Below are 20,819 nucleotides of genomic sequence, written 5' to 3' on the forward strand. Positions count from 1 at the left end.
CCGCTCAGCCTCGCGGCAGGGCGGGCTGCGGCCTTCCCCGCCGCACCCGGCCCGGCGGGACCGGGCGCCGGCTGCTCCAGCGCCGGGCCGCCAGCCGGGGCCAGATCACCAGCACCGCCGGCAGCGCCAGGTACCCGAACCGCCCGGCCGGGGCCAGCATGAAGGCGATCGCGAGCCCGGCGGCCAGCAGGTCGGCCGCGGCGATCGCGGAGACCGGCGGCCGGGCCAGCAGCCAGATCGCCACCGCGACCAGGGCCACGGTCATCAGCGCCAGCGAGATCGCGTGCCCGGTCGGCCCGAAGCCGGCCAGCACCTTGCCGGGCAGCGGGCTGCCCGCCGGGGTGCGGATCGCCGTCATCCCGAGCGGGAAGCGCACCACCTGTTCGCGCAGCGCGTCGGCCTGGGTCAGCGCGGAGGGCAGGATCACCAGCGCGCTCACCCCGACCCCGATCAGCGCGGTCCGGGCCGCCGGGCGCCGGCCGTACAGCCGCCAGAGCAGCAGGACAGCCACCGGCAGCGCGGGCCAGGCCGTCCACTTCAGGGTGCAGGCGAGGGCGAGCACCAGCCCGGCGGCGACCGTGCGGTCCCGCTCGGCGAGCGCCATGGCCAGGCAGCAGACGCCGATCAGCGGCAGGTCCACCCCGCCGACCACCAGGGCGAGCGCGATCAGCGGCGAGGCGGTGAGAACGGCCAGCGGCAGCAACGGAGCGCGCCCGTCGCCGCCGCCGGGGCGGGCGGGCCGCAGCAGCCGCCAGGCGGCCAGCATGCAGACGAAGAAGGTCAGCGCGAACCAGATCCGGGCGTCCCCGGCGACCCGCGCGACGGCGGTGGAGTCGCCGAACAGCTGGCGCGGCATCCCGAACAGGGACATCGCCGGCAGGTACGGGTTGTAGTCGGTGACCACCGCCGGGTGCGGCAGGTACGCGGTGCCGGTGGTGAGCAGCAGGTGGGCCGAGCGTTCGACCACCATGACCTCGGACTGGTGGCGGCCCTGCAGGGCGAGCTGCCCGAGCGGCACCAGGACGGCCCCGACCAGGGCGACCGAGGCGGCCGCCTTGGCCGCGAAGCGGCGCGGCAGGGTCAGGCAGAGCACTCCGGCCAGCACGTAGCCGGGGGCCGCGATCAGGCCCCACTGCCGCTGGTTGGGCAGGTCGGAGACGAGCGGGAAGGCGGCGGCCCAGCCGGCCGCGACGAGGCAGCCGAGCAGTTGGACGGTCCGTGTCGAGGCGAGCCCGGCCAGCCGGGCGGTGTTCAGCCGGGCGGGCGTGGGCGGAAACGTGCTCTCGCCGCGCTGGCGGGGGAAGGGCCGGACGGAGAGGCCGCGCTGCGGCCGTCGTGGCCTGGCCGGCGCCTCGGTCGTGGAGGTCTGGGCCGGCGTTCCGCCGCGGCCGGTGAAGCGGCCGCGCGGGCGGGGGTAGCCGGGCGTGCGGGTGCTCACCATGGTGGAAGGTTATGGGTGGGAGCCGGGCCCTGTCGCCATGGTGTCGGACACCGGACGGGCGTTGGCGTGAAAAGGGCCGCCGGACGCGGTGGCGGTCGGCGGCCCTTCACGCGGGGTTTGCCTCCGGGTCAGCCGGCGGCGCTGTCCGAGGGCGCGGACTGCGGCTCGGCCTGCTCCAGTCGGGAGTGCTTGATGCTGTAGCCGAAGTAGACGACCACGGCGACGACGAGGGCGATCGCCCCGGCCCGGAAGGTGTCGGCGTGCAGGCCGGTGATCAGGTAGACGCAGAAGCCGACGCTGATCAGCGGGACGACGGGGTAGCCGGGCACCTTGAAGCCGCGCGGCAGGTCGGGCTGGGTGCGGCGCAGCACGATCACGCCGATCGAGACCACCGAGAAGGCGATGAGCGTTCCGAGGCTGGTGATGTCGGCCAGGACCCGCAGCGGGATGAACGCGGCCAGCGCGCCGACGCCGAGGCCCACCACGACGGTGTTCCAGACCGGGGTGCCGCTGCGCGGGGAGAGCTTGGCGAAGCGCTTGGGCAGCATGCCGTCGCGGCCCATCGAGTACAGGATGCGGGTCTGGCCGTAGATCACCACGAGGGTGATGCTGAAGATCGAGACGATCGCGCCGATCGCGAAGACGATCGCGGGCCAGCTCTGGCCGGTGATGTCCTGGAGGATCTGGGCGAGGCCGGCCTCCTGGCCGTCGAACTTGGTCCACGGCTGGGCGCCGATGCCGGCCAGCGCGACCAGGATGTAGAGCAAGGTCACCACGACCAGCGAGATGATGATCGCCAGCGGCAGGGTGCGGCGCGGGTTCTTGACCTCCTCACCGGCGGTGGACACGGCGTCCAGGCCGATGAAGGAGAAGAAGATGCTGGACGCGGCGATCTGCACGCCGCTGATGCCGAGCGGCATGAACGGGGTCAGGTTGCCGGAGTGGAAGCCGGTGAGCGCGATGCCGATGAACATCAGCAGGATCGCGATCTTGATCGCGACCATCACCGCGTTGACCTTGACCGACTCGCTGACGCCGCGGATCAGCAGGAAGCAGACCATGAAGACCAGCAGCAGCGCCGGCAGGTTGAACCAGTGGCCGCTGTCCGGCGCCCCGGAGAGCTGCTCGGGGATCGTGACCCCGAAGGTCAGGTCGAGGAACTTGTTCAGGTACTCGGCCCAGGTCACCGCGATCGCGGAGGCGGAGACGCCGTACTCCATCAGCAGGCAGATGCCGACGGCGAAGGCGACGCCCTCGCCGAGGGTGGCGTAGGCGTAGGAGTACGAGGAGCCGGAGACCGGGATCGCGGAGGCCATCTCGGCGTAGCAGAGCGCGGTGAGTCCGGCGGTGACCGCGGCGATCACGAAGGACAGGATGACGGCCGGGCCGGCCGAGGGCACCGCGGTGTTCAGCACGAAGAAGATGCCGGTGCCGATGGTCGCGCCGATGCCGATCGAGGACAGCTGCCACAGGCCGATCGAGCGGCGCAGGTGGATGCCGGAGCGCCCGCCCTCCTCGGGTGCGCCGGCCGGGAGGACGTCCTCGCCTTCGGTCTCGGCGATCAGTGTCGAGACGGGCTTGCGTCGCAGCAGACGCGCACCGATGGTGTTGCTGGCCAAAACCACGGTCCTTCTGGGCGGGGGAGGGTGTCCTTGCAGTCGGTCACCCGACGTGCCAGGGGGTGTCATCGGGGACCAACCGAACAAACATGGGACAGTACCCCGCGAAAGCACCAGTGTCGCAAACGAACAGTCCCAACCAGCGCATTGTACGAATCGGCGCATATCAATGTACAAACCGGACACTTCGTAAACGGCGCATCCTCCGCCCGGTCGCTAAAGCAGCAGCTCAGCGCACCTGCGGAGATCATCCGCCGAGCACCGCCCGCATCACCGACCGGGCGATCGGCGCCGCCAGCGCGCCACCCGTGACGTCCGTGGCCCCGCTGTCCTCGACCACCACGGCGACCGCCACCGGCGGCACCGCGTCCGAGCCGGCCGGCGCCGCCCAGGCGATGAACCAGGCGTACGGCGTCCCGCTGTTGCCCACCCCGTGCTGGGCCGTCCCGGTCTTGCCGCCGACCACCGCCCCGGCGATCCGGGCGTTGCCGCCGGTGCCGTTCTCCACCACGCCGGTCATCAGCCCGCGCACCTGCCCGGCCACCGCCGGGGTCATCGCCCGCCGGTACACGGCCGGCTTCATCAGCTGCACCGTGGTGCCGTCGCTCCTGGTCAGCCGGTCCACGAGCTGTGGCCGCATCACCGTCCCGTCGTTGGCCACCCCGGCCGCGACCATCGCCATCGTCAGCGGGGTGGCCGCCGTGTCGAACTGCCCGATCGAGGAGAGCGCCAGCTGCGACTCGTCCATCCGGGTGTCGAAGTTCGACCTCGCCGCCCGCACCGGGACGTCCAGCCTCGCGTCGTTGAAGCCGAGGTTCCCGGCCATCTCGGCCATCCGGTCCAGCCCGGTCCGCACCCCCAGGTAGCCGAGCACGCTGTTGCAGCTGGCGGTCATCGCGGCGGCCAGCGACAGGTCGGCCCGGTCGCAGGCCGGGGTGTCGTTGACCAGCGGCGTGGTCGTGCCGGGCAGCACGTACGGGAAGGGCGCCCCGGTCGGCGCGGCCGGGTCGGTGACCACCCCGGCCGCCAGCGCGGCCGCGGCGGTGACCACCTTGAAGGTCGAACCCGGCGGGTAGGTCTGGCGCAGCGCCCGGTTGAGCATCGGCTGGTCGGCGTCGGCCTGCAGCCGGTTCCAGGCCTCCTGGTCGTCGGCGCCGTACCCGGCGAAGGAGCCCGGGTCGTAGGAGGGCGTGCTGGCCAGCGCCAGGATCCGCCCGGTGGCCGGCTCGATCGCGGCGACCGCGCCCTTCTGGTCGCCGAGCCCGCGCATCGCGGCCTGCTGCGCGGCCCGGTTCAGCGTGGTGTGGACGTCCCCGCCGGGGTTCTGCCGGCGGGAGACGGCGTCCCAGACCGACCAGCCCGCCAGCCGGCCGTCGGTGCCGGTCAGCAGCTCGTCCTCGGTCCCCTCCAGCTGGGTGGTGCCGTACGCCTGCGAGGCGAAGCCAGTGACCGCCGCGTAGGTCGGGCCGTCGGTGTAGCCGCGCTTGTACGCGTACCGGCCGCCGGTCGGCTCGGAGCCGGTCACCGGGTCCGGGCCGACCAGGATGTCGCCGCGCGGCTGGGCGTACCGCTCGACGGTGAGCCGCTGGTTGGCGCTGTTGCGGTCGAGGTCCTGCGCCTGGAACACCTGCACCCGGGTGGCCTGCACGCACAGCGCCGCGACCAGCAGCAGGCAGAAGGTGCCCGCCCGGCGCCCGGTGACCGAGATGCCGGGCAGCCCCTGCGGGCCGTCGCCCCTGGCCCGGACGCGCGCCATCAGACCTCCCCGGGCACGGGCCGGCGGGCGTCGTCGCTCATCCGCACGAGCAGCGCGACGATGATCCAGTTGGTGACCACCGAGGAACCGCCCTGGGCGATGAACGGCATGGTCATCCCGGTCAGCGGGATCAGCGCGAGCACCCCGCCCGCCACCACGAACACCTGGAGGCCGACGATCGCGGCCAGCCCGATCGCCAGCAGCCGCCCGAACGGGTCGCGCAGCGCGATGCCGGTCCGGAAGCCCCGCGAGACCAGCGCCGCGTACAGCAGGAACACCGCGGTCAGCCCGGTCAGCCCGAGCTCCTCGCCGATCGTGGCGAGGATGAAGTCCGACTTGGCGGCGAAGCCGATCAGCACCGAGTGCCCGTTGCCGAGCCCGGTGCCCAGCTCGCCGCCCCAGGCGAAGGCGAACAGCGACTGGGCGATCTGGTTGGCGCCCCGGCCCGCCTCGATCGAGCCCAGCGGGTCCAGCCAGTCCGCGACCCGGCTGTGCACGTGCGGCGAGAGCCAGCCCACCGTCACCGCCCCGACGGCGGCCAGGCCCAGGCCGATCGCGATCCAGCCGGTGCGCGCGGTCGCCACGTAGAGCATCACCACGAACAGGCCGAAGAACAGCAGCGAGGTGCCGAGGTCGGTCTCCAGCACCAGGACGCCGACGAACGCCGCCCAGATCAGCAGCACCGGTCCGAGCACCCGCCCGCGCGGCAGCTGCCAGCGCCAGACCCGGCGGCCGGTCAGCGCCAGCGCGTCCCGGTGCACCGCCAGGTACGCGGCGAAGAAGACCGCCAGCAGGATCTTGGCGAACTCCCCGGGCTGGAAGGAGAGCGGCCCGATCACGACCCAGATCCGGGAGCCGTACACCGGCGGGAAGAAGATCGGCAGCACCAGCAGGACCAGCGCCACCAGCGCCCCGACGTACGCGTAGCGCCGCAGCCGCCGGTGGTCGCGCACCAGCAGCACCACCGCGATGAACAGCGCCACCCCCAGCGCCGACCAGAGCAGTTGGGTGGAGGCGGCGCCGCGCCCCGGGGTGGCCCGGTCGAGCCGGTAGATCACCACCAGCCCGATCCCGTTCAGCAGCACCGCGATCGGCAGCAGCAGCGGGTCCGCGTACCGGGCCCGCCACCGGACCACGGCGTGCGCCGCCAGGGCGAGCACGCCCAGCGCGGCGCCGTACTCGGCCGCGTCGGCCGGGACGTGGCCGTCCAGGTTGACGCCGACCTCGACGTAGCCGAACACGGCGATCAGGACGGCGCCGACCACCAGGACGAGCTCGGTGGTGCGCCTGGTCGGCACCGGCCGGCTCGGCCCGGCGGCGGATCTCGGCACGGCGGAGGGTGTCGCCACGGACCGTCCTGGGGGTCGCGGTCTAGCGGGGAGGGTCCGGGCGCCGGTGCGGCGGCGCCCGTGTCCCGGTTCGTCACCCTAACGAGTGCTATCCGTATTTTTGACACTCCGCCACGGTGTGTCCGCCGATGCCCGAATCACCCGGGCCCGCCGATCAGCCCCCGGCCCTCACTCCGGCCGCCGCCCGGCCAGCGCCGCCACCCCCGCGCCGACCGCCGCCAGCAGGACGGCGGCGGCCAGCAGGCTCGGCCACGGCACCGCGACCCGGCCGGTCCGGGCCGCCGACACCAGCCCGCGCACCGCCGCGTTGGCCGGCGAGGCCGGCACCACCAGCAGCAGCGTGGCCAGCCCCAGCGCCGCCGGGATGCCGTACTGCGCGTGGACCAGCACCGGACGGTTCGCCACCGCCCCGGCCAGCACCCCCAGCAGCGCGCAGACCACGGAGGCCACCAGCCCGGCCAGCACCGCCGGCCCGGTCCCCGGCTCCTGCCGCGCCCCCTGGCCGACCACCGGCCCACTGGTCCACCAGACCGCCGCCACCTGACCGACCGCCAGCACCAGCGACACCGTCAGCGCCGCCAGCAGCGCCCCCAGGTGGACCCGGACCGGGCCCGCCGCCGCCACCAGGCAGGCCCGCGAGGCCGGCGGCTCCGCGCTCAGCGCACTGCGCACGTACCAGGCGCTCACCGGCAGCAGCACCCCCGCGCCGAAGCCGAGGCCGCCCAGCAGCGGGTCCCCCGCCGCCACCCCGACCACCAGCAGCACCGCGTACGCCAGGAACGGCGGCAGCCAGGCGTGCGAGCGCAGCAGCAGCTCCAGGTGGTACCGGGTCAGCGCACCGATCCGCGCCGTCACCGCTCCCCCTCCTCGCGCCGACGCACCGCCAGCACCCGGACGGCCGGGCGGCCCAGCAGCAGCCGGCGCAGCAGCGCGTCCGAGTGCGCGGCCGGCACCGCCAGCCGCACCGCCGTCCCGGCCAGCGCGGTGACCTCCGGCGCCCCCGGCAGCGCCGTGGGCAGCGGGGCGCCGTCCGGGACGTCCACCTCGACCTCCATCACCGGGCCGCCTGCCGCCGGTTCCGGCACCCCGTCCTCGACCGGCCGCAGCACGCCGTCCGCACCGACCCGGTACGCGGCGCTGGTCAACCCGGCCAGCCGGGCCGGGTCGTGGTCGACGAACAGCACCGTGCCGCCCGCCGCCGCCCGCTCGGCGGCGGCCTCGTCCAGCACCGCCCGGGCCTCCGGGTCCAGCCCGGTCCACGCCTCGTCCAGCAGCAGCACCCGCGCCTCGGGGAGCAGCGCCTGGGCGACCGCGACCTTCTGGCAGGTGCCCTTCGACAGCCGGCTCAGCGGCGTGCCCGCCCGGTCCGCGACACCGAACCGGTCCAGCAGCTCCCCCGCCCGCCGCCGCGCCCGCTCCGCCGACAGCCCGTGCACCCGCCCCACCCGCAGCAGGTAGGAGGCGGCGTCGAAGGGCAGCGCCGGCGGGAAGCGCTCGGGCACGTACGCCGCCGGGCCGGGCCGCGCCACCCGCCCCGTGCTCGGACGCTCGATCCCGGCGACCAGCCGCAGCAGCGTCGACTTGCCGCTCCCGTTCCGCCCGGCGATCCGCACCAGCTCGCCCGGCCCGACCGCCAGATCGACCCCGCGCAGGATCCACCGCTCCCGCCGCCCGTACCGCTTGCCGACCGCCGTCAGCTCCATCGCTCCCCCGCCCCAGTCCGTCGTGAAAGGAAGGCTATCCACGCCGCGTAAGACCGCCGTGAAAGCACGGATTCCCCAGCTGTGCACCGGAGTTCGCGCCGGAGCTGGTTGAGGCACGATCCGGGCCCGTTTCGCCATGACGAACTGATGATCCCCAGGGCGTGTCCGACAATTGGCGTCGGATCAGGGCGCGGCGTCGGGGTGCGTGCATCGCAAGGCGGAGGAGGGAGTCCATGCGGAGCATCGGCGACCGACGACAACGCGGCGAGGTGCGTGCACCGGCGTCGCGCACCCGGCGGGAACTGTCGGACACGCCCTAGGATCGGCCGGGTGACTACCGGACGACGACCACAGACCAGGCTCGGCAGCCTGCTGGCAGCAGTGGCGATAACGGGCGCCTCGCTGCTCCTCGGCCTGCCCGCCCACGCCGACGAACCATCAGCCGGCGCCGCTCCCGCGACCAAGGAGGCGCCCCGGGTCGACCTCGTCCTGGACGTCAGCGGCTCCATGCGCGAGGCGGACATCCAGGGCAAGAGCCGCATCGCGGTGGCCCAGCAGTCGCTGAACGAGGTGATCGACGCGCTGCCCGCGGAGACCGAGTTCGGCATCCGCACCCTGGGGGCGAACTACCCCGGCAACGACAAGGCCCAGGGCTGCCAGGACACCAAGCAGCTGTACCCGGTCGGCAAGACCAACAAGGTCGAGGCCAAGACCGCCGTCGCCACCCTGCGCCCCACCGGCTGGACCCCGATCGGCCTGGCCCTGCGCGGCGCCGCCCAGGACCTCGGCAAGGGCGAGACCACCCGCCGGGTGGTGCTGATCACCGACGGCGAGGACACCTGCACCCCGCCCGACCCCTGTGACGTCGCCCGCGAACTCGCCTCCCAGGGCATCCACCTGGTGGTCGACACCCTGGGCCTGGCCCACGACGACAAGACCCGCCAGCAGCTGCTCTGCATCGCCAACGCGACCGGCGGCACCTACACCGACGTCCGCACCCAGGAGCAGCTCACCGACAAGGTGAAGCAGCTGGTCGACCGCTCCAACGACACCTACACGGTGACCCCGGTCAAGACCACCGGCACCGACAAGTGCGAGAGCGCCCCGGTGCTCGCCCCGGGCGTCTACACCGACCGCGAGAAGTTCTCCGAGCACCGCGTCTACAAGGTCCCGGTCAAGTCCGGCCAGGAGCTGCGCGCCTCGGTCAGCGTCGCCCTCGACCGCCCGGTGGCCCGGGACTACGGGGTACTGCTCCAGGCCACCAGCGCGACCGGCCAGGAACTGGTCCGCGGCACCGACGCCGGCAGCAGCCGCACCGACGTGGTCTCCACCGGCCTGCGCTGGTCCACCGACGACTCCAAGGGCTACGTCACCGCGAGCCCCACGGCCACCAAGGACTCCAAGGAGAAGCCGGAGACCACGGTCTGCCTGGTCGTCAGCAACTCGCTGGCCCCGCAGGCCGGCGTCCTGGCCGACCCCGGCCTGCCGCTGGAGCTGACCGTCGACCTGGCCTCCGCCTCGCCCGCCCCGGAGGGCGCCGCGATGGGCCTCGGCCGCGGCTGGATCCTGCTGCTCACCCTCACCCTGGCCGGCCTGGCCTTCGGTCTGGTCTTCGGCTGGATCGCGCGCTGGCGGATCGCCGTCTGGCGGGAGAACTGACCATGCGTACGACGATCCGCGGCGCCCTCGCCGCCCTCGCCCTGCTGCCCGCCCTGGCCCTGAGCGCCCTGGGCGCCCCGGCCGCCTCGGCCGCCTCGCCGTCCCCCTCGGCCAGTGCGAGCGGCACCCCGGCCCCGGCCACCAAGGCCGGCACCTCCTTCCTGACCGCGGTCAACCTCTCGCCCAACCAGGACGCCAACGTCTCCGTCTCCACCGGTGACTACCTGTACTGGGCGTTCGGCGCCGCCGAGGGCCAGACCCCGACGGTCAACCTGACCGTCGGCCTGGCCCCCTCGGCCGACCGGCACGGCCCGCAGACCTGGTCCGTCGAGGTCTTCGACGGGCTGCGCCGCCGCCAGGCGTGCACCGCCGGCACCCAGAACGCCACCGCCGAGCAGAGCGCCGGCTCGCTGGCGCTGAACTGCACCCTGCGCGAGGTCCGCACCTGGGCCGAGCCGTGGTCCGGCGACCCGCTGCCCGGCACCTACTACGTGCGGCTGTCGGTCAGCGACGTCCCGCAGCCGGACCTCGGCCTGGCCTCCTCGGTGCAGTTGCACGTCGCCGCCAAGGGCGACGCGGACAACGCCCAGCCGGAGGGCGGCGAGCTGAAGGCCCCGCTGGTCCCGCCGGCCGGCGGCGGCGCGAGCACGGCCAAGGCGGCCGCCCCGGTGGCCCAGGAGGAGCACTGGTACACCGGCTGGTTCTCCGGCTGGAACAGCCGCTGGTACTGGACGATCGGCGGCGGCTTCCTGGCCGCGCTGGCCGGCATCCTCGGCTACCGGCTGACCCGGCACCCGCGCGGCCACCGGCCCGGCCACTACGGCGCCGTCCCGTCGCAGGGCTCCCACCAGAGCGGCCACTACACCGGCTCGGACCGCCCCTGACCCGCCCCGGAGGGCCGGCCGGACGTCGTTCCGGCCGGCCCTCCGGCGTGTCCGGGCCCCGCCCTCAGCCGCGGAACAGGTTGTGTCCGACGTCGGTCGGGACCTCGTCCTGGACCGGCTTGCTGCCCGGCCCCGGCACGTGCTCGCCGGGGACCGGCTCGTCGCCCTCCCGGTGCAGCAGCACGACCCCGTCCTCGGCCCACAGCTGCCGGTAGCCGTGCGCCAGCAGCAGCTGGATCCGCTCGGCCTGCTCCTTGTCCGTCTTGAACGGGAAGGACCGCTTGTCGCCCCGGGTGAGCACGTACTCGCGCCCGCGCGGTGTGCCGTCCACCAGCACCACGTCCGTCCGGGCGGTCAGCCGCGGCGCGATCTGGTTGTCCGCCTCGACGGACGCCCCGTCCGGGATCAGCGCGGCCGCCCGGACCAGCGCCGCCTCGCTCGGCTTGGGCGCCCAGGAGGTCGGCAGGACCAGCGGCACCAGCCCGATCGGCACCGCGGCCACCAGCGCGATGCCGGCCGCGCCGAGGCCCAGCCGGCGGGCCCGCCGCAGGCTCCGCTCCGGCCGCCCGGTGGCGCTCAGCCGGCCCAGCACCTCGATCGCGGCGGTGAGCAGGACCGGCCACAGCAGCGAGTCGTAGTGCCGGGCGATCGACCAGTGGTTGGGGTTGCTGGACAGGATCCGTTCGGCCAGCAGCGGCACCGCGCACAGCACGGTGGCCGAGCGCAGCGGCAGCAGCAGCATGGTGCCGAACAGCCACAGCAGCAGCAGCGGCTTGAGCGGCTGGTCGAAGGCGGCCTGCACCAGCAGGAACGGGTCGTGCAGCAGGTTGCGCAGCGCGTCGCCGCCGTCCGCGCCGAGCGAGCCGTAGTTCCAGTAGTAGCCCGGCTCCCCGCCCATCGCCGGGATCAGCCAGGTGATGGCGGCGGCCGAGGCGACCGGCCCGCCCAGCAGCAGTCCCAGCCCGGTGCGGCGGCCCGCCCGGTCGTCGGTGCGGCGGGTGCGCAGCAGCAGCACCAGCCCGTACGCCCCGACCAGCAGGCCGAGGTCCTCCTTGGTGCAGCACAGCAGCAGGGCGGCGAGCAGCACCGTGCCGTACCGGCGGGCCAGCCCGCGCTCCAGCATCAGCAGGGTCAGCGGCACCGCGAAGGCGACCTCGTGGAAGCCCACCCGGGCGGCGACCAGCAGCGGCCAGCCGAGCCCGTAGACCAGGCCGGCCAGGTCGGCGGCCCGGCGGGCGGTGCGCGGCTCGGCGCCGGCGAAGGCGTACCCGGCGATCCGCCGGATCAGCGGCACGCCGGCCGCGAACAGCAGCGACTGCCCGATGATCAGCGAGCGCGGGTCGTCCCAGATCCAGTACAGCGGCGCGAGCAGCGCCAGCACCGGCGAGAAGTGGTCGCCCAGCAGCGAGAAGCCGGGCGGGAACTCGTGGTGGAAGCTCTTCAGCGTCGAGACGGGCAGCCCGAAGTGGGCGTAGCCGCGCACGCCCTGGTCGAAGATGCCGAGGTCGAAGCCGCCGAGCGAGACGGACGTCCAGCCCTGCAGGCCGATGGCGCAGGTCACCGTGAAGCAGAGCGCGGTGAGCAGCGCGGTGCGCCGGGCGGGGCCGAGCAGGACGGCGGCGGCCATCCGGCGGACGGCGGGCCCGGCGGCGGCCGGCGGCGGGGGTGCGGTCTGGGTGGTCACGTCTGGTCTGGTCCGTCCGGTCTGGGGTCCGTGGGTCCGGTCCGTCAGGTCCGGTTCGTCAGCGCGGGGTCGCGGTCCAGCCTGGCGGTCAGCAGGGTCAGGGCCCCGCCGCCGGCGGCGTCCACGGCCTGCCGCCGGGCGCGGTACAGCCGCACGCCCAGGACGACCAGGACGGCGATCGCGATCGGCGGGTAGATCGCGCCGGGCAGCTGCCAGTACCAGGCGACCCCGCGGCCCCAGCGGTGCGGCACCGCCCACATCACGTGGGAGAGGAAGACCGCCGCGGTCACGCCGAACAGCACCCGCCGGGCCGTGGTCCTGGCCTCCACCGCCAGCAGGGCGAGCAGCGGGATACACCAGACCCAGTGGTGGGTCCAGCTGATCGGCGAGACCAGCAGCGCGGTGAGCGCGGCGCAGACCGCGCCCCAGGCGTCGGCCCGCCGCAGCACCCGCGCCGAGCGGCCGGCCAGCACCGCCACCCCGAGCCCGAACACCGCGACCAGCGCCGAGGCGACGACCCCGACCAGGCCGGGGTCGTTGACGTCGAGCAGCCGGCAGACGGCGCCGCGCAGCGACTGGTTGTCCACCAGGACGGTCACACCGACCCGGCTCGGGTCCCAGAGGTAGGTGGTCCAGAACCCGTACGAGGCGTCGGGCAGGAGGGCCCAGCCGATCAGGCCCGCCGCCAGGAAGGTGCCGGCCGAGACGAAGGCGGCCCGGACCCGGCCGGTCAGGAACAGGTAGACGGCGAACAGGCCCGGGGTGATCTTGATGGCGGTGGCCAGGCCGATGCCCACACCCTTGAGGCGGTGGCTGTCCGGCCGGGTCAGGTCCCACAGGACCAGGCAGAGTATGCCGAGGTTGACCTGGCCGTACTGGAAGGTGGTGAAGACCGGCTCCAGCCAGACGCCGAGGCCGGTGGCCAGGACCACCACGGCCGCGCGGTGCCGCTTCGGCCAGCCGGCCAGCTTGAGCGACAGGTGCACGGCCACGGCGAGCAGCGCGTAGTTGAGGAGCATCACCAGGACGCGCAGGGTGCTCACGTCGAACCAGGTGCTCGGCACGAAGAGCATCGCCGCGAACGGCGGGTAGGTGGCCGGCAGGTCCCAGCCGGGCAGCCGCATCGCGTACAGGTCCTCGCCGCGGACCACCGCCTGGCCCTCGGCCCGGTAGACCAGCATGTCGACCATGGTGGCCCCGTGGACGTGCCGGAACCAGGCGAACACCGCCAGTGAAACCGCCGCCACACAGGCCGCCGGAAGCGTCCAGGAATTCGGCCTTCCGGTTTCCGCCGCGTCGCCGGACCCTTCCGGACCGGACCGCCGCACCCACCGTTTCAGACCGAACTCGCGCACCGCGATGGCACCCCGTCGAGATAGACCAGATCGTTCCCTCGTCGCCGTCTGGGCCCACCCACCATAACCGACCCCCCTGAGCCCCAAACCGCGTCAGAAACGGGCCCGGAGGGGCGATGTGACCTCCCCCACATCGGGCCCCGGGTCGGGGTCGGCGCCGGGCCCGGACCCCAAAACGCGAAATCCCGCCGGGAGTTGCCTCCCGGCGGGATTTCGTCGACCAGCCGGAGCCGGTCTGTTGGGTGGAGCTGAGGGGATTCGAACCCCTGACCCCCTCGATGCGAACGAGGTGCGCTACCGGACTGCGCCACAGCCCCAACGAGAAGAAACTCTAGCACCTTTCGGAGGGGGTCCGTGACCACCCCCCGGATCACGGTGCCGGCCGGGGTGGCCAGGGGGCTCGCCCCGAACGCGGACCGCCCCGCTCGCGGTGGCGGGCGGGGCGGCATCGGGCGGGTGCGTCGCGGCGTACGGGCGGGCCGGGGGCCGACCCCCGGCCCCCGTCACTCGTTGGCCGCGCGCGGGCGTGACTCGGGAGCCTGGGGCTCGGCGTACTGGTCGAAGAGCGGGGTCTTGCGGGACTCGGCGGGGCGCCCGGCGGTCCAGGTGCCGGGGGCCGACAGGTCGAGGCCGCGGGAGACCCGGGGGGCGACCGGGGCGGTCACGTAGGTCGGCAGCGGGACGGGCACCGGCTCCCAGGAGTCCGGCCCGGCCGCGCCGCGCTCGCGCATGCCGTCGACCCACTCCTCGTGCTCGGTCGCCTCGGCCACCGCGGAGGCGGAGGGCACCGAGACGGTGGCCTGCTCGGGGTCGGCGGCCAGCCGCAGGTGGGACCGGCGCGCGGGCCGCTCCCCGGCGGGCGCGGCCGGGGCCGGCTCCGCGGCGGGGGCCTCGGCCGGGGCACCGGCCGACGGCCGGGCCTCGGCGCGCTGCTGCTCGCGCTTGCGCAGCCGCTCGGCGGCCTGGGCGGCCCGGACCCGGTCGAGCTTCACCTCGTACCGCTGGCGCTCCAGCCGGCGCAGGTGGCCGATGTACAGGGTGAGGAGGACCGCCGGGACCGCCGGGACCCAGAGGAAGGCGAGTCCGGCCACCGCGGCGACCACCGCGCCGAGCGCGAAGGAGAGGAACAGGGCGGTGACCATCCGGCGCCGGCGGGCCAGCAGCCGCGCCCGGCGCTCGGTCCCGACCCGCGGTTCGGGGCCCGGCCGCTCGGCCGGGCGCTGCACCGGGGGTTCGGGCTCCCGTGCGGGGTCGCCGGAGGCGGTCTCGTCCCGTTCGGGAGGACCGTCGTCGCTCTGCTCGTCACGCGGTTCGTCACCCAGGGCCCGGGCTGCCCGCCGCTCCAGCCCCGAACGCCCGGCCAGCAGGCGGATGGCGGTGCTGAAGCGTTCCGTCGGGCGCGCCTCGTTGAGTTCGTCCTGCCTGCGGAGCCACATCGGCACCAGATAGGCGGCCCAGGCCCCTACGATGACGGCGTAGATAAGGCCGCTACTGCTCACGATTCACACCGTACGGGCGCCGGGGAAGGCCTGGCAGCAATTTGGTGCGGCGTGTCGTGTGATCAAGCTGATTCTCCGACTATTTTGCCGCTATTTGTGCGGGTCCGGTGCCCCGACGATGCCATATCGATATTTCTTTCGAACATGCATTCAATTACGTGTCCCGCGCCCGGAACTGAGCGCGCGCCAGCGCTCCAGCATCCCCTCCGGGACCTCCTCGTCGGTCAGCGCGTAGACGAGGTGGTCGCGCCAGTCGCCGTCGATGTGGAGATAGCGCGGACGGATTCCCTCCGAGCGGAAGCCGAGCTTTTCCACCACCCGTCGGCTCGGGCCGTTCTCCGGGCGGATGCAGACCTCGATCCGGTGCAGTCCGAGCGTGCGGAAGCAGTAGTTCACCGAAAGGGCCACGGCGGTCGGGATGATGCCCCGGCCCGCCACCTCCTCGTCCACCCAGTACCCGATGTTCGCCGAGCACATCGATCCCCAGGTGATCCCGCCGACGGTCAACTGGCCGACCAGCTGGCCCTTGTGGACCACGACGAAGGGCAGCATCCGGCCGGCCGAGGCCTCGCCGCGCAGGAAGCGGACCATCTGCCGGTAGGTCGGCCGGGCGCCGGCCGCCTGGCCCGCCGGGCCGGGCGGCACGGTGGCCTCCCAGCGGCGCAGCCAGTCCCGGTTGCGGCGGCTCACCTCCTGCCACTCGCGCTGGTCGCGGGCCCGGATGGGGCGCAGCACGACCTCACCCTCGTGGAGTTCTACCGGCCAGCCGGCGTTCAGTGCCCTCTCCTGGATGCTGGAGCCCCGGGTGCCGGGGCGTCGGTCCGGGGGTGGTCCCCGCCGCCGAGCTGGTCGACGGCGTGGGCGAGCAGCGGCTCCAGGACGGCGAGGCCGTCCCTGACGCCGCCGGTCGAGCCCGGCAGGTTGACGATCAGGGTACGTCCGGCGAGGCCGGCGAGCCCGCGGGAGAGCGCCGAGGTCGGCACCTTCTCCCGACCGTACGCACGGACGGCCTCGGCGATGCCGGGGACCTGGCGGTCGATCACCCGGGCGGTCATCTCGGGGGTGAGGTCCATCGGCGAGATGCCGGTGCCGCCGGTGGTCAGCACCACGTCGTAGCCGGCCGCGACGGCCTCGCGCAGCACGGCCTCCACCGGCTCGCCGTCCGGGACGACCCGGGGGCCGTCGGCGGTGAAGCCCATCGCGGTCAGGCCGGCCACCAGCAGCGGGCCGCCCCGGTCCTCGTAGACCCCGGCCGAGGCCCGGTTGGAGACGGTGACCGCCAGGGCCCTCACCGCGCCACCTCCGGGGCGAACCAGTCGCCGCTCTTGCCGCCGGTCTTGCTCAGCACCCGGACGGACTCGATCGTGGCGCCCTTGTCCACCGCCTTGACCATGTCGACGACGGTCAGCCCGGCCACCGCGACGGCGGTCAGCGCCTCCATCTCGACGCCGGTGCGGTCGGCGGTCTTCACGGTGGCGGTGATCTCGACCGCGTCGTCCGCGACGGCGAGGTCGACCTTGACGCCGGAGACCGCGATCGGGTGGCAGAGCGGGATCAGCTCCGGGGTCTTCTTGGCGCCCATGATCCCGGCGATCCGGGCCACCGCGAGGGCGTCGCCCTTGGGCACGCCCTCGCCCCGCAGCAGGTGGACCACCTGCGGGGAGACCCGCACCCGGCCGGCCGCCACGGCGGTGCGCGCGGTGGCGGCCTTCTCGGTCACGTCGACCATCCGGGCCGCGCCCTGGTCGTCGACGTGGGTGAGGCGGTCGCCGGGGGGAGGTGTCGTCACGGGTAACTCCAGGGGCGCGCAGGTCGAATACCGCGCTACCGTACCGTTCCCCGGTCCCGGGGGCCGATCAGGCGTCCAGCAACACCACGTCCACCTCGCTGCCGGCCGGCAGTTCGGTGGTCTCCTCGGGGACGGTGATCAGGCAGTCGGCCCGGGCCAGCGCGCCCACCAGGTGCGACCCGGCGCCGCCGACCGGCTCGACCGTGCCGTCGGCCGCCGAGTAGCGGCCGCGCAGGAACTGCCGGCGGCCGGCCGGGGAGCGCAGCGGGGACGGGCAGAGCGCGCGGACGACCGGTCGGTGCACGTCGGCGGCGCCGAGCATGGTGCGGATGACCGGGCGGACGAAGAGCTCGAAGGAGATGTAGGCGCTCACCGGGTTGCCGGGCAGGGCGAGCAGCGGCACCCCGGCCGCGCCGCCGATCCGGCCGAAGCCCTGCGGCTTGCCGGGCTGCATCCGCAGCCGCCGGAAGTCGACCCCGCCGTAGGACTCGAAGACCTCCTTGACCACGTCGTACGCGCCGACGCTGACCCCGCCGCTGGTGACGATCAGGTCGGCCCGGCCGAGCTGGTCCTCCAGGACGGCGCGCAGCCGGTCGGCGTCGTCCGGGACGGCGCCGACCCGGAAGGCGATGGCGCCGGCGTCCTGGGCGGCCGCGGTGAGGGCGAAGCTGTTGGAGTCGGCGATCTGCCCGGGGCCGACCGGCTCGCCGGGCTGGACCAGCTCGCTGCCGGTGGACAGCACCACGACCCGGGGGCGGGGGCGGACCTTCACGGTGGGCCGGCCGATCGCGGCGAGCAGCCCGAGCTGGGCGGGGCCGAGCCGGGTGCCGGCCTCCAGCACCCGGACGCCGGCCGCGACGTCGCTGCCGCGGCGGCGGATGTGCGCGCCCGCGGCGACCGGGCGCAGCACCCGGACCTCCTCGTCCGGGACCGGCGCGGTCATCGCGGCGGCGGCCACCCCGGTGCCGGTGCCGCCGTCGGTCCACTCGACCGGGGCGACGGCCTGGGCGCCGGGCGGCATCGGGGCGCCGGTCATGATCCGGGCGGCCTGGCCGGGGCCGACCCTGGGCAGCGCGTCGGCGCCGGCGGCGATGTCGCCGACCACCGAGAGCACCGACGGGTAGGTGTCGGTGGCGCCCTCGGTGTCGGCGGTGCGGACCGCGTAGCCGTCCATCGAGCTGTTGTCGAAGGGCGGCAGGTCGCCGTCGGCGACCACGTCCTCCTCGAGCCGGCAGCCGCGGGCCTCCAGCAGCTGGAGCTCGATCGCGGGCAGCGGGCCGACCGCGGCCAGCACGTCGGCGAGGTGCTCGTCCACCGTCCAGAGGCGGGGGGCCGCCGGGGCCGGGTCCGCTCCGGCGTCGCAGCAGGCGCTGGGCATGGTGCTGTGCTCGGTGGACCCGGTCATCGGCGGCTCGCTCTCTCGGTCGTGGTCCTGCGTCAGTCCTGCATCTCGGAGCCGACGAACTCCCGCAGCCAGGAGCGGAACTCCGGGCCCAGGTCCTCGCGTTCGGCGGCCAGACGGACGATAGCGCGCAGGTAGTCGGCGCGGTCGCCGGTGTCGTAGCGGCGGCCCTTGAAGAGCACGCCGTGCACCTGCCCGCCGTCCGCCGCCTCGCGGTTGGTCAGCTCGCGCAGGGCGTCGGTCAGTTGGATCTCGCCGCCGCGGCCGGGCGGGGTCTCCCGCAGCACGTCGAAGACCAGCGGGTCGAGGACGTAGCGGCCGATCACGGCGTAGCTCGACGGGGCCTCGCCGGGCTCGGGCTTCTCGACCAGGTCGGTCACCTGGAAGACGTCCTCGCCGAAGCCGTTCGCCTTGACGGCGGCGCAACCGTAGAGGTGGATCTGGGAGGGGTCGACCTCCATCAGGGCGACGACCGAGCCGCCGAGCTGCTGCTGCACCTCGATCATCCGGGAGAGCAGCGGGTCGCGCGGGTCGATCAGGTCGTCGCCGAGCAGGACGGCGAAGGGCTGGCCGGCGACGTGCTGCTCGGCGACCGAGACGGCGTGGCCGAGGCCCTTCGGGTCGCCCTGGCGGACGTAGTGCATGTTGGCCAGCTCGACGGACTCGCGGACCCGGGCCAGGCGCTGCTCGTCGCCCTTGCGGACCAGCAGCTCCTCCAGCTCGTAGGCGCGGTCGAAGTGGTCCTCCAGGGCCCGCTTGTTGCGCCCGGTGACCATCAGTATGTCGGACAGGCCCGCGGCGGAGGCCTCCTCGACGACGTACTGGATCGCCGGCTTGTCGACGACCGGGAGCATCTCCTTCGGGGTGGCCTTGGTCGCCGGAAGGAAGCGGGTGCCCAGTCCGGCCGCGGGCACCACGGCCTTGGTCACCGGAACTCGGGGGTTGGTCGTCGTCATGCGTTCACCTTACTCAGGCACGTTTTCGCCCGGCCGAGTACGGGCGGACGGCTAGGACAGCACGTCGCTGGGCCCGGCCGCGGTGGCAGTCGTATGGGTCGCGACCGGCTGGGCGAACGGGTCCCGGCCGACACAGGCCGACACACTACCCGCCTTTTCCGTACGGTCACGTTCGGCATCCGTTCCGTGATCGGGCGTGCGAGCGGCCTGTTCGGAGCGGTCGGCGCGGGGCTCCCCGGACTCCCCGGGCGGCCGGGCCGAGAGCCGCCAGCAGTCGCCGCCGGCCGCCCGGGCCGCGGCGAGCGCCGTGTCGGCGGCGCGCAGCAGGACGGCCGCGTGGGTGCCGTTCTCGGGCAGCACGGCGATGCCGGCGGCGGCGGTCAGGCCGTTGCCGGCGGCGGGGCGGGACTCGCGCGGGCCGGAGGACCAGTCCAGCAGCAGGTGCCGGCGGACCGACCAGACCAGCCGCTCGGCGACCTGGGCGGCGCCCTCGGCGCCGGTGTCCGGCAGCACCACCAGGAACTCCTCGCCGCCGTAGCGGCCGAGGGTGTCGGCCCGGCGGATCTCCATCGCGAGCCGCTGGGCGAGGTCGCGCAGCACCGCGCCCGCCCGGCCCCGGCCGTGCTCGGCGACGACCGCGTCGAAGCCGCTGATGGCGAGCATCAGCACGGCGAGCGGGCGCGGGCCGTCGGCCTGTCCGGTGTGCTCGGCGCGACGGGCCCGTTCGATCTCCCGGTCCAGGGTGAGCTGGAGGTGGCGGTAGTTCCACACGCCGGTGAGCGGGTCGCAGGAGGCGGTGCGCTCCAGGTCGGCGCAGCGCTCCTCCAGTTCGGCGATCCGCCCGCGCAGCCGCTGCGCCCCGGCGGCGGCCCGGGCCCGCTCCCGGCGGCCGCGCAGTCCGAGGGCGGTGGCGCCGGCCAGTGCGGGGACGCCGAGTGCGGCCAGGGCCTGGACCAGCAGCGGGGTGGTCAATGGGGGGTGCCCCTTCGCGTGTCAGGCTCTGCGCGTCGGCGGTGCGGAGGCCAGGAGGATCGGATGAACGAGGATCGGATGCCCAACGAGAAGAGCGGCCTGAGGACACGGCTGTTGTCGCGGCGGCGCGAACTGGCCGTCGAGGAGCGGGCGGCGGCGGCCGACGCGCTGGCCGGGCACGCCGGGGAGCTGGCCGCCCCCGGCGCCACGGTGGCCGCGTACGTCTCGGTGGGAGCCGAGCCCGGGACCAGGCCGCTGCTGGACGCGCTGCGGGCGCGCGGGGTGCGGGTGCTGCTGCCGGTGCTGCTGCCGGACAACGACCTGGACTGGGCCGCGTACGCGGGGCCGGACGCGCTGGCCCCGGCCGGGCGCGGGCTGCTGGAGCCGGTCGGTCCGCGGCTCGGCCCGGAGGCGGTCGCGCGGGCCGCGGTGGTACTGCTGCCGGGCCTGGCGGTGGACCGCTCCGGGCTGCGGCTGGGCCGGGGCGGCGGCAGCTACGACCGGGTGCTGGACCGGCTGGCGCGGGCGGGGGCGCGGCCGGTGCTGGCGGTCCTGCTGTACGAGCACGAGCTGCTGGAGCGGGTGCCGGCCGAGCCGCACGACCGGCCGGTGGACCTGGCGGTGCTGCCCTCGGGGGTGCGCAGGCTCGGGTGAGACGGCGGCGGAGAGGTAGGCGACGCGGGCGGTGGGGGCGCCCTTGGTGCCGGCCGTGGTGGACTCCACGAGGGTCAGGCTGCTGCCGTCGAGGGCG

The 20,819-nt window shown here is 74.7% G+C and carries 18 protein-coding genes and 1 tRNA gene; 3 read left to right on the forward strand and 16 right to left on the reverse strand.

Features of this window, described 5'->3' with window-relative positions; translation table 11 throughout:
- Positions 1-4: 4 nt before the first annotated feature.
- The 6 genes from ACWDCZ_RS16240 to ACWDCZ_RS16265 form a co-directional block, all read right to left on the reverse strand.
- A complete protein-coding gene (locus ACWDCZ_RS16240) occupies positions 5-1,441 on the reverse strand; it encodes a glycosyltransferase 87 family protein (RefSeq protein WP_387974658.1) in 1,437 nt (478 codons plus the stop codon).
- 128 nt (positions 1,442-1,569) lie between these two features.
- Complete coding sequence (locus ACWDCZ_RS16245) at positions 1,570-3,129, reverse strand: amino acid permease (RefSeq protein WP_375876013.1); 1,560 nt, start codon at positions 3,127-3,129, stop codon at positions 1,570-1,572.
- Positions 3,130-3,307: 178 nt separating this feature from the next.
- A complete protein-coding gene (locus ACWDCZ_RS16250; protein WP_449816208.1) occupies positions 3,308-4,816 on the reverse strand; it encodes a penicillin-binding transpeptidase domain-containing protein in 1,509 nt (502 codons plus the stop codon).
- Positions 4,816-6,147, reverse strand: coding sequence for an FtsW/RodA/SpoVE family cell cycle protein (locus ACWDCZ_RS16255; protein ID WP_074001271.1), 1,332 nt, complete (start codon positions 6,145-6,147; stop codon positions 4,816-4,818). The genes ACWDCZ_RS16250 and ACWDCZ_RS16255 overlap by 1 nt, the downstream gene beginning before the upstream one ends.
- Before the next feature lie 186 nt (positions 6,148-6,333).
- Positions 6,334-7,020 (reverse strand): ABC transporter, encoded by a 687-nt coding sequence (locus ACWDCZ_RS16260; RefSeq protein WP_375876012.1) that lies wholly within the window; start codon positions 7,018-7,020, stop codon positions 6,334-6,336.
- Entirely contained in the window at positions 7,017-7,868 is an 852-nt protein-coding gene (locus tag ACWDCZ_RS16265; protein WP_380775262.1) for an ATP-binding cassette domain-containing protein, read from the reverse strand. The genes ACWDCZ_RS16260 and ACWDCZ_RS16265 overlap by 4 nt, the downstream gene beginning before the upstream one ends.
- A gap of 330 nt (positions 7,869-8,198) precedes the next feature.
- Here ACWDCZ_RS16265 and ACWDCZ_RS16270 point away from each other — a divergent pair, with 330 nt between their 5' ends.
- Both ACWDCZ_RS16270 and ACWDCZ_RS16275 read left to right on the forward strand, forming a co-directional pair.
- Entirely contained in the window at positions 8,199-9,527 is a 1,329-nt protein-coding gene (locus ACWDCZ_RS16270; protein ID WP_074001269.1) for a VWA domain-containing protein, read from the forward strand.
- Positions 9,528-9,529: 2 nt separating this feature from the next.
- On the forward strand, positions 9,530-10,411 hold the full coding sequence (locus tag ACWDCZ_RS16275) for a peptidase (protein ID WP_375876010.1): 882 nt from the start codon (positions 9,530-9,532) through the stop codon (positions 10,409-10,411).
- 64 nt (positions 10,412-10,475) lie between these two features.
- On the opposite strand, the gene ACWDCZ_RS16280 is transcribed toward ACWDCZ_RS16275, so the two are convergent.
- The 10 genes from ACWDCZ_RS16280 to ACWDCZ_RS16325 form a co-directional block, all read right to left on the reverse strand.
- Positions 10,476-12,095, reverse strand: coding sequence for a DUF2079 domain-containing protein (locus ACWDCZ_RS16280; RefSeq protein ID WP_449816209.1), 1,620 nt, complete (start codon positions 12,093-12,095; stop codon positions 10,476-10,478).
- Between the two features lie 44 nt (positions 12,096-12,139).
- Positions 12,140-13,342 (reverse strand): glycosyltransferase 87 family protein, encoded by a 1,203-nt coding sequence (locus tag ACWDCZ_RS16285; protein WP_387974677.1) that lies wholly within the window; start codon positions 13,340-13,342, stop codon positions 12,140-12,142.
- 351 nt (positions 13,343-13,693) lie between these two features.
- Positions 13,694-13,767 (reverse strand) — tRNA-Ala (locus ACWDCZ_RS16290).
- A gap of 186 nt (positions 13,768-13,953) precedes the next feature.
- Entirely contained in the window at positions 13,954-14,949 is a 996-nt protein-coding gene (gene sepX, locus ACWDCZ_RS16295; RefSeq protein ID WP_449816210.1) for a divisome protein SepX/GlpR, read from the reverse strand.
- A gap of 150 nt (positions 14,950-15,099) precedes the next feature.
- Positions 15,100-15,684 carry a GNAT family N-acetyltransferase gene (locus ACWDCZ_RS16300; protein ID WP_369808369.1) on the reverse strand — a complete coding sequence of 195 codons (585 nt, stop codon included), beginning with the start codon at positions 15,682-15,684 and terminating at the stop codon, positions 15,100-15,102.
- Between the two features lie 38 nt (positions 15,685-15,722).
- Positions 15,723-16,241: a MogA/MoaB family molybdenum cofactor biosynthesis protein gene (locus ACWDCZ_RS16305; RefSeq protein ID WP_049660037.1), complete on the reverse strand. Its 519-nt coding sequence runs from the start codon at positions 16,239-16,241 to the stop codon at positions 15,723-15,725.
- Positions 16,238-16,678 carry a cyclic pyranopterin monophosphate synthase MoaC gene (gene moaC / locus ACWDCZ_RS16310; RefSeq protein ID WP_449816212.1) on the reverse strand — a complete coding sequence of 147 codons (441 nt, stop codon included), beginning with the start codon at positions 16,676-16,678 and terminating at the stop codon, positions 16,238-16,240. The genes ACWDCZ_RS16305 and moaC overlap by 4 nt, the downstream gene beginning before the upstream one ends.
- Before the next feature lie 127 nt (positions 16,679-16,805).
- Positions 16,806-18,143, reverse strand: a complete 1,338-nt coding sequence (gene glp / locus ACWDCZ_RS16315; protein ID WP_117489260.1) for a molybdotransferase-like divisome protein Glp — start codon at positions 18,141-18,143, stop codon at positions 16,806-16,808.
- A 32-nt stretch (positions 18,144-18,175) separates the two neighbouring features.
- The gene (gene galU, locus ACWDCZ_RS16320) at positions 18,176-19,096 is read right to left on the reverse strand and encodes a UTP--glucose-1-phosphate uridylyltransferase GalU (protein WP_049660927.1); all 921 of its coding nucleotides are present in this window, start codon (positions 19,094-19,096) and stop codon (positions 18,176-18,178) included.
- Positions 19,097-19,147: 51 nt separating this feature from the next.
- Positions 19,148-20,068 carry a GGDEF domain-containing protein gene (locus ACWDCZ_RS16325; RefSeq protein ID WP_074001263.1) on the reverse strand — a complete coding sequence of 307 codons (921 nt, stop codon included), beginning with the start codon at positions 20,066-20,068 and terminating at the stop codon, positions 19,148-19,150.
- A 63-nt stretch (positions 20,069-20,131) separates the two neighbouring features.
- Between ACWDCZ_RS16325 and ACWDCZ_RS16330 the strand changes: the two genes are divergently transcribed.
- Positions 20,132-20,722: a 5-formyltetrahydrofolate cyclo-ligase gene (locus ACWDCZ_RS16330; protein ID WP_449816211.1), complete on the forward strand. Its 591-nt coding sequence runs from the start codon at positions 20,132-20,134 to the stop codon at positions 20,720-20,722.
- Positions 20,723-20,819 lie beyond the last annotated feature (97 nt).

It is taken from the genome of Kitasatospora sp. NPDC001225, from assembly GCF_053597855.1.

What these genes read in the sequence shown, in the direction of transcription:
- ACWDCZ_RS16240 (WP_387974658.1), bottom strand. Translation starts at nt 1,441, where the DNA reads ATGGTGAGCACCCGCACGCCCGGCTACCCCCGCCCGCGCGGCCGCTTC.
- ACWDCZ_RS16245 (WP_375876013.1), bottom strand. Translation starts at nt 3,129, where the DNA reads ATGACACCCCCTGGCACGTCGGGTGACCGACTGCAAGGACACCCTCCC.
- ACWDCZ_RS16250 (WP_449816208.1), bottom strand. Translation starts at nt 4,816, where the DNA reads ATGGCGCGCGTCCGGGCCAGGGGCGACGGCCCGCAGGGGCTGCCCGGC.
- ACWDCZ_RS16265 (WP_380775262.1), bottom strand. Translation starts at nt 7,868, where the DNA reads ATGGAGCTGACGGCGGTCGGCAAGCGGTACGGGCGGCGGGAGCGGTGG.
- ACWDCZ_RS16275 (WP_375876010.1), top strand. Translation starts at nt 9,530, where the DNA reads ATGCGTACGACGATCCGCGGCGCCCTCGCCGCCCTCGCCCTGCTGCCC.
- moaC (WP_449816212.1), bottom strand. Translation starts at nt 16,678, where the DNA reads ATGGTCGACGTGACCGAGAAGGCCGCCACCGCGCGCACCGCCGTGGCG.
- glp (WP_117489260.1), bottom strand. Translation starts at nt 18,143, where the DNA reads ATGACCGGGTCCACCGAGCACAGCACCATGCCCAGCGCCTGCTGCGAC.
- galU (WP_049660927.1), bottom strand. Translation starts at nt 19,096, where the DNA reads ATGACGACGACCAACCCCCGAGTTCCGGTGACCAAGGCCGTGGTGCCC.
- ACWDCZ_RS16330 (WP_449816211.1), top strand. Translation starts at nt 20,132, where the DNA reads ATGAACGAGGATCGGATGCCCAACGAGAAGAGCGGCCTGAGGACACGG.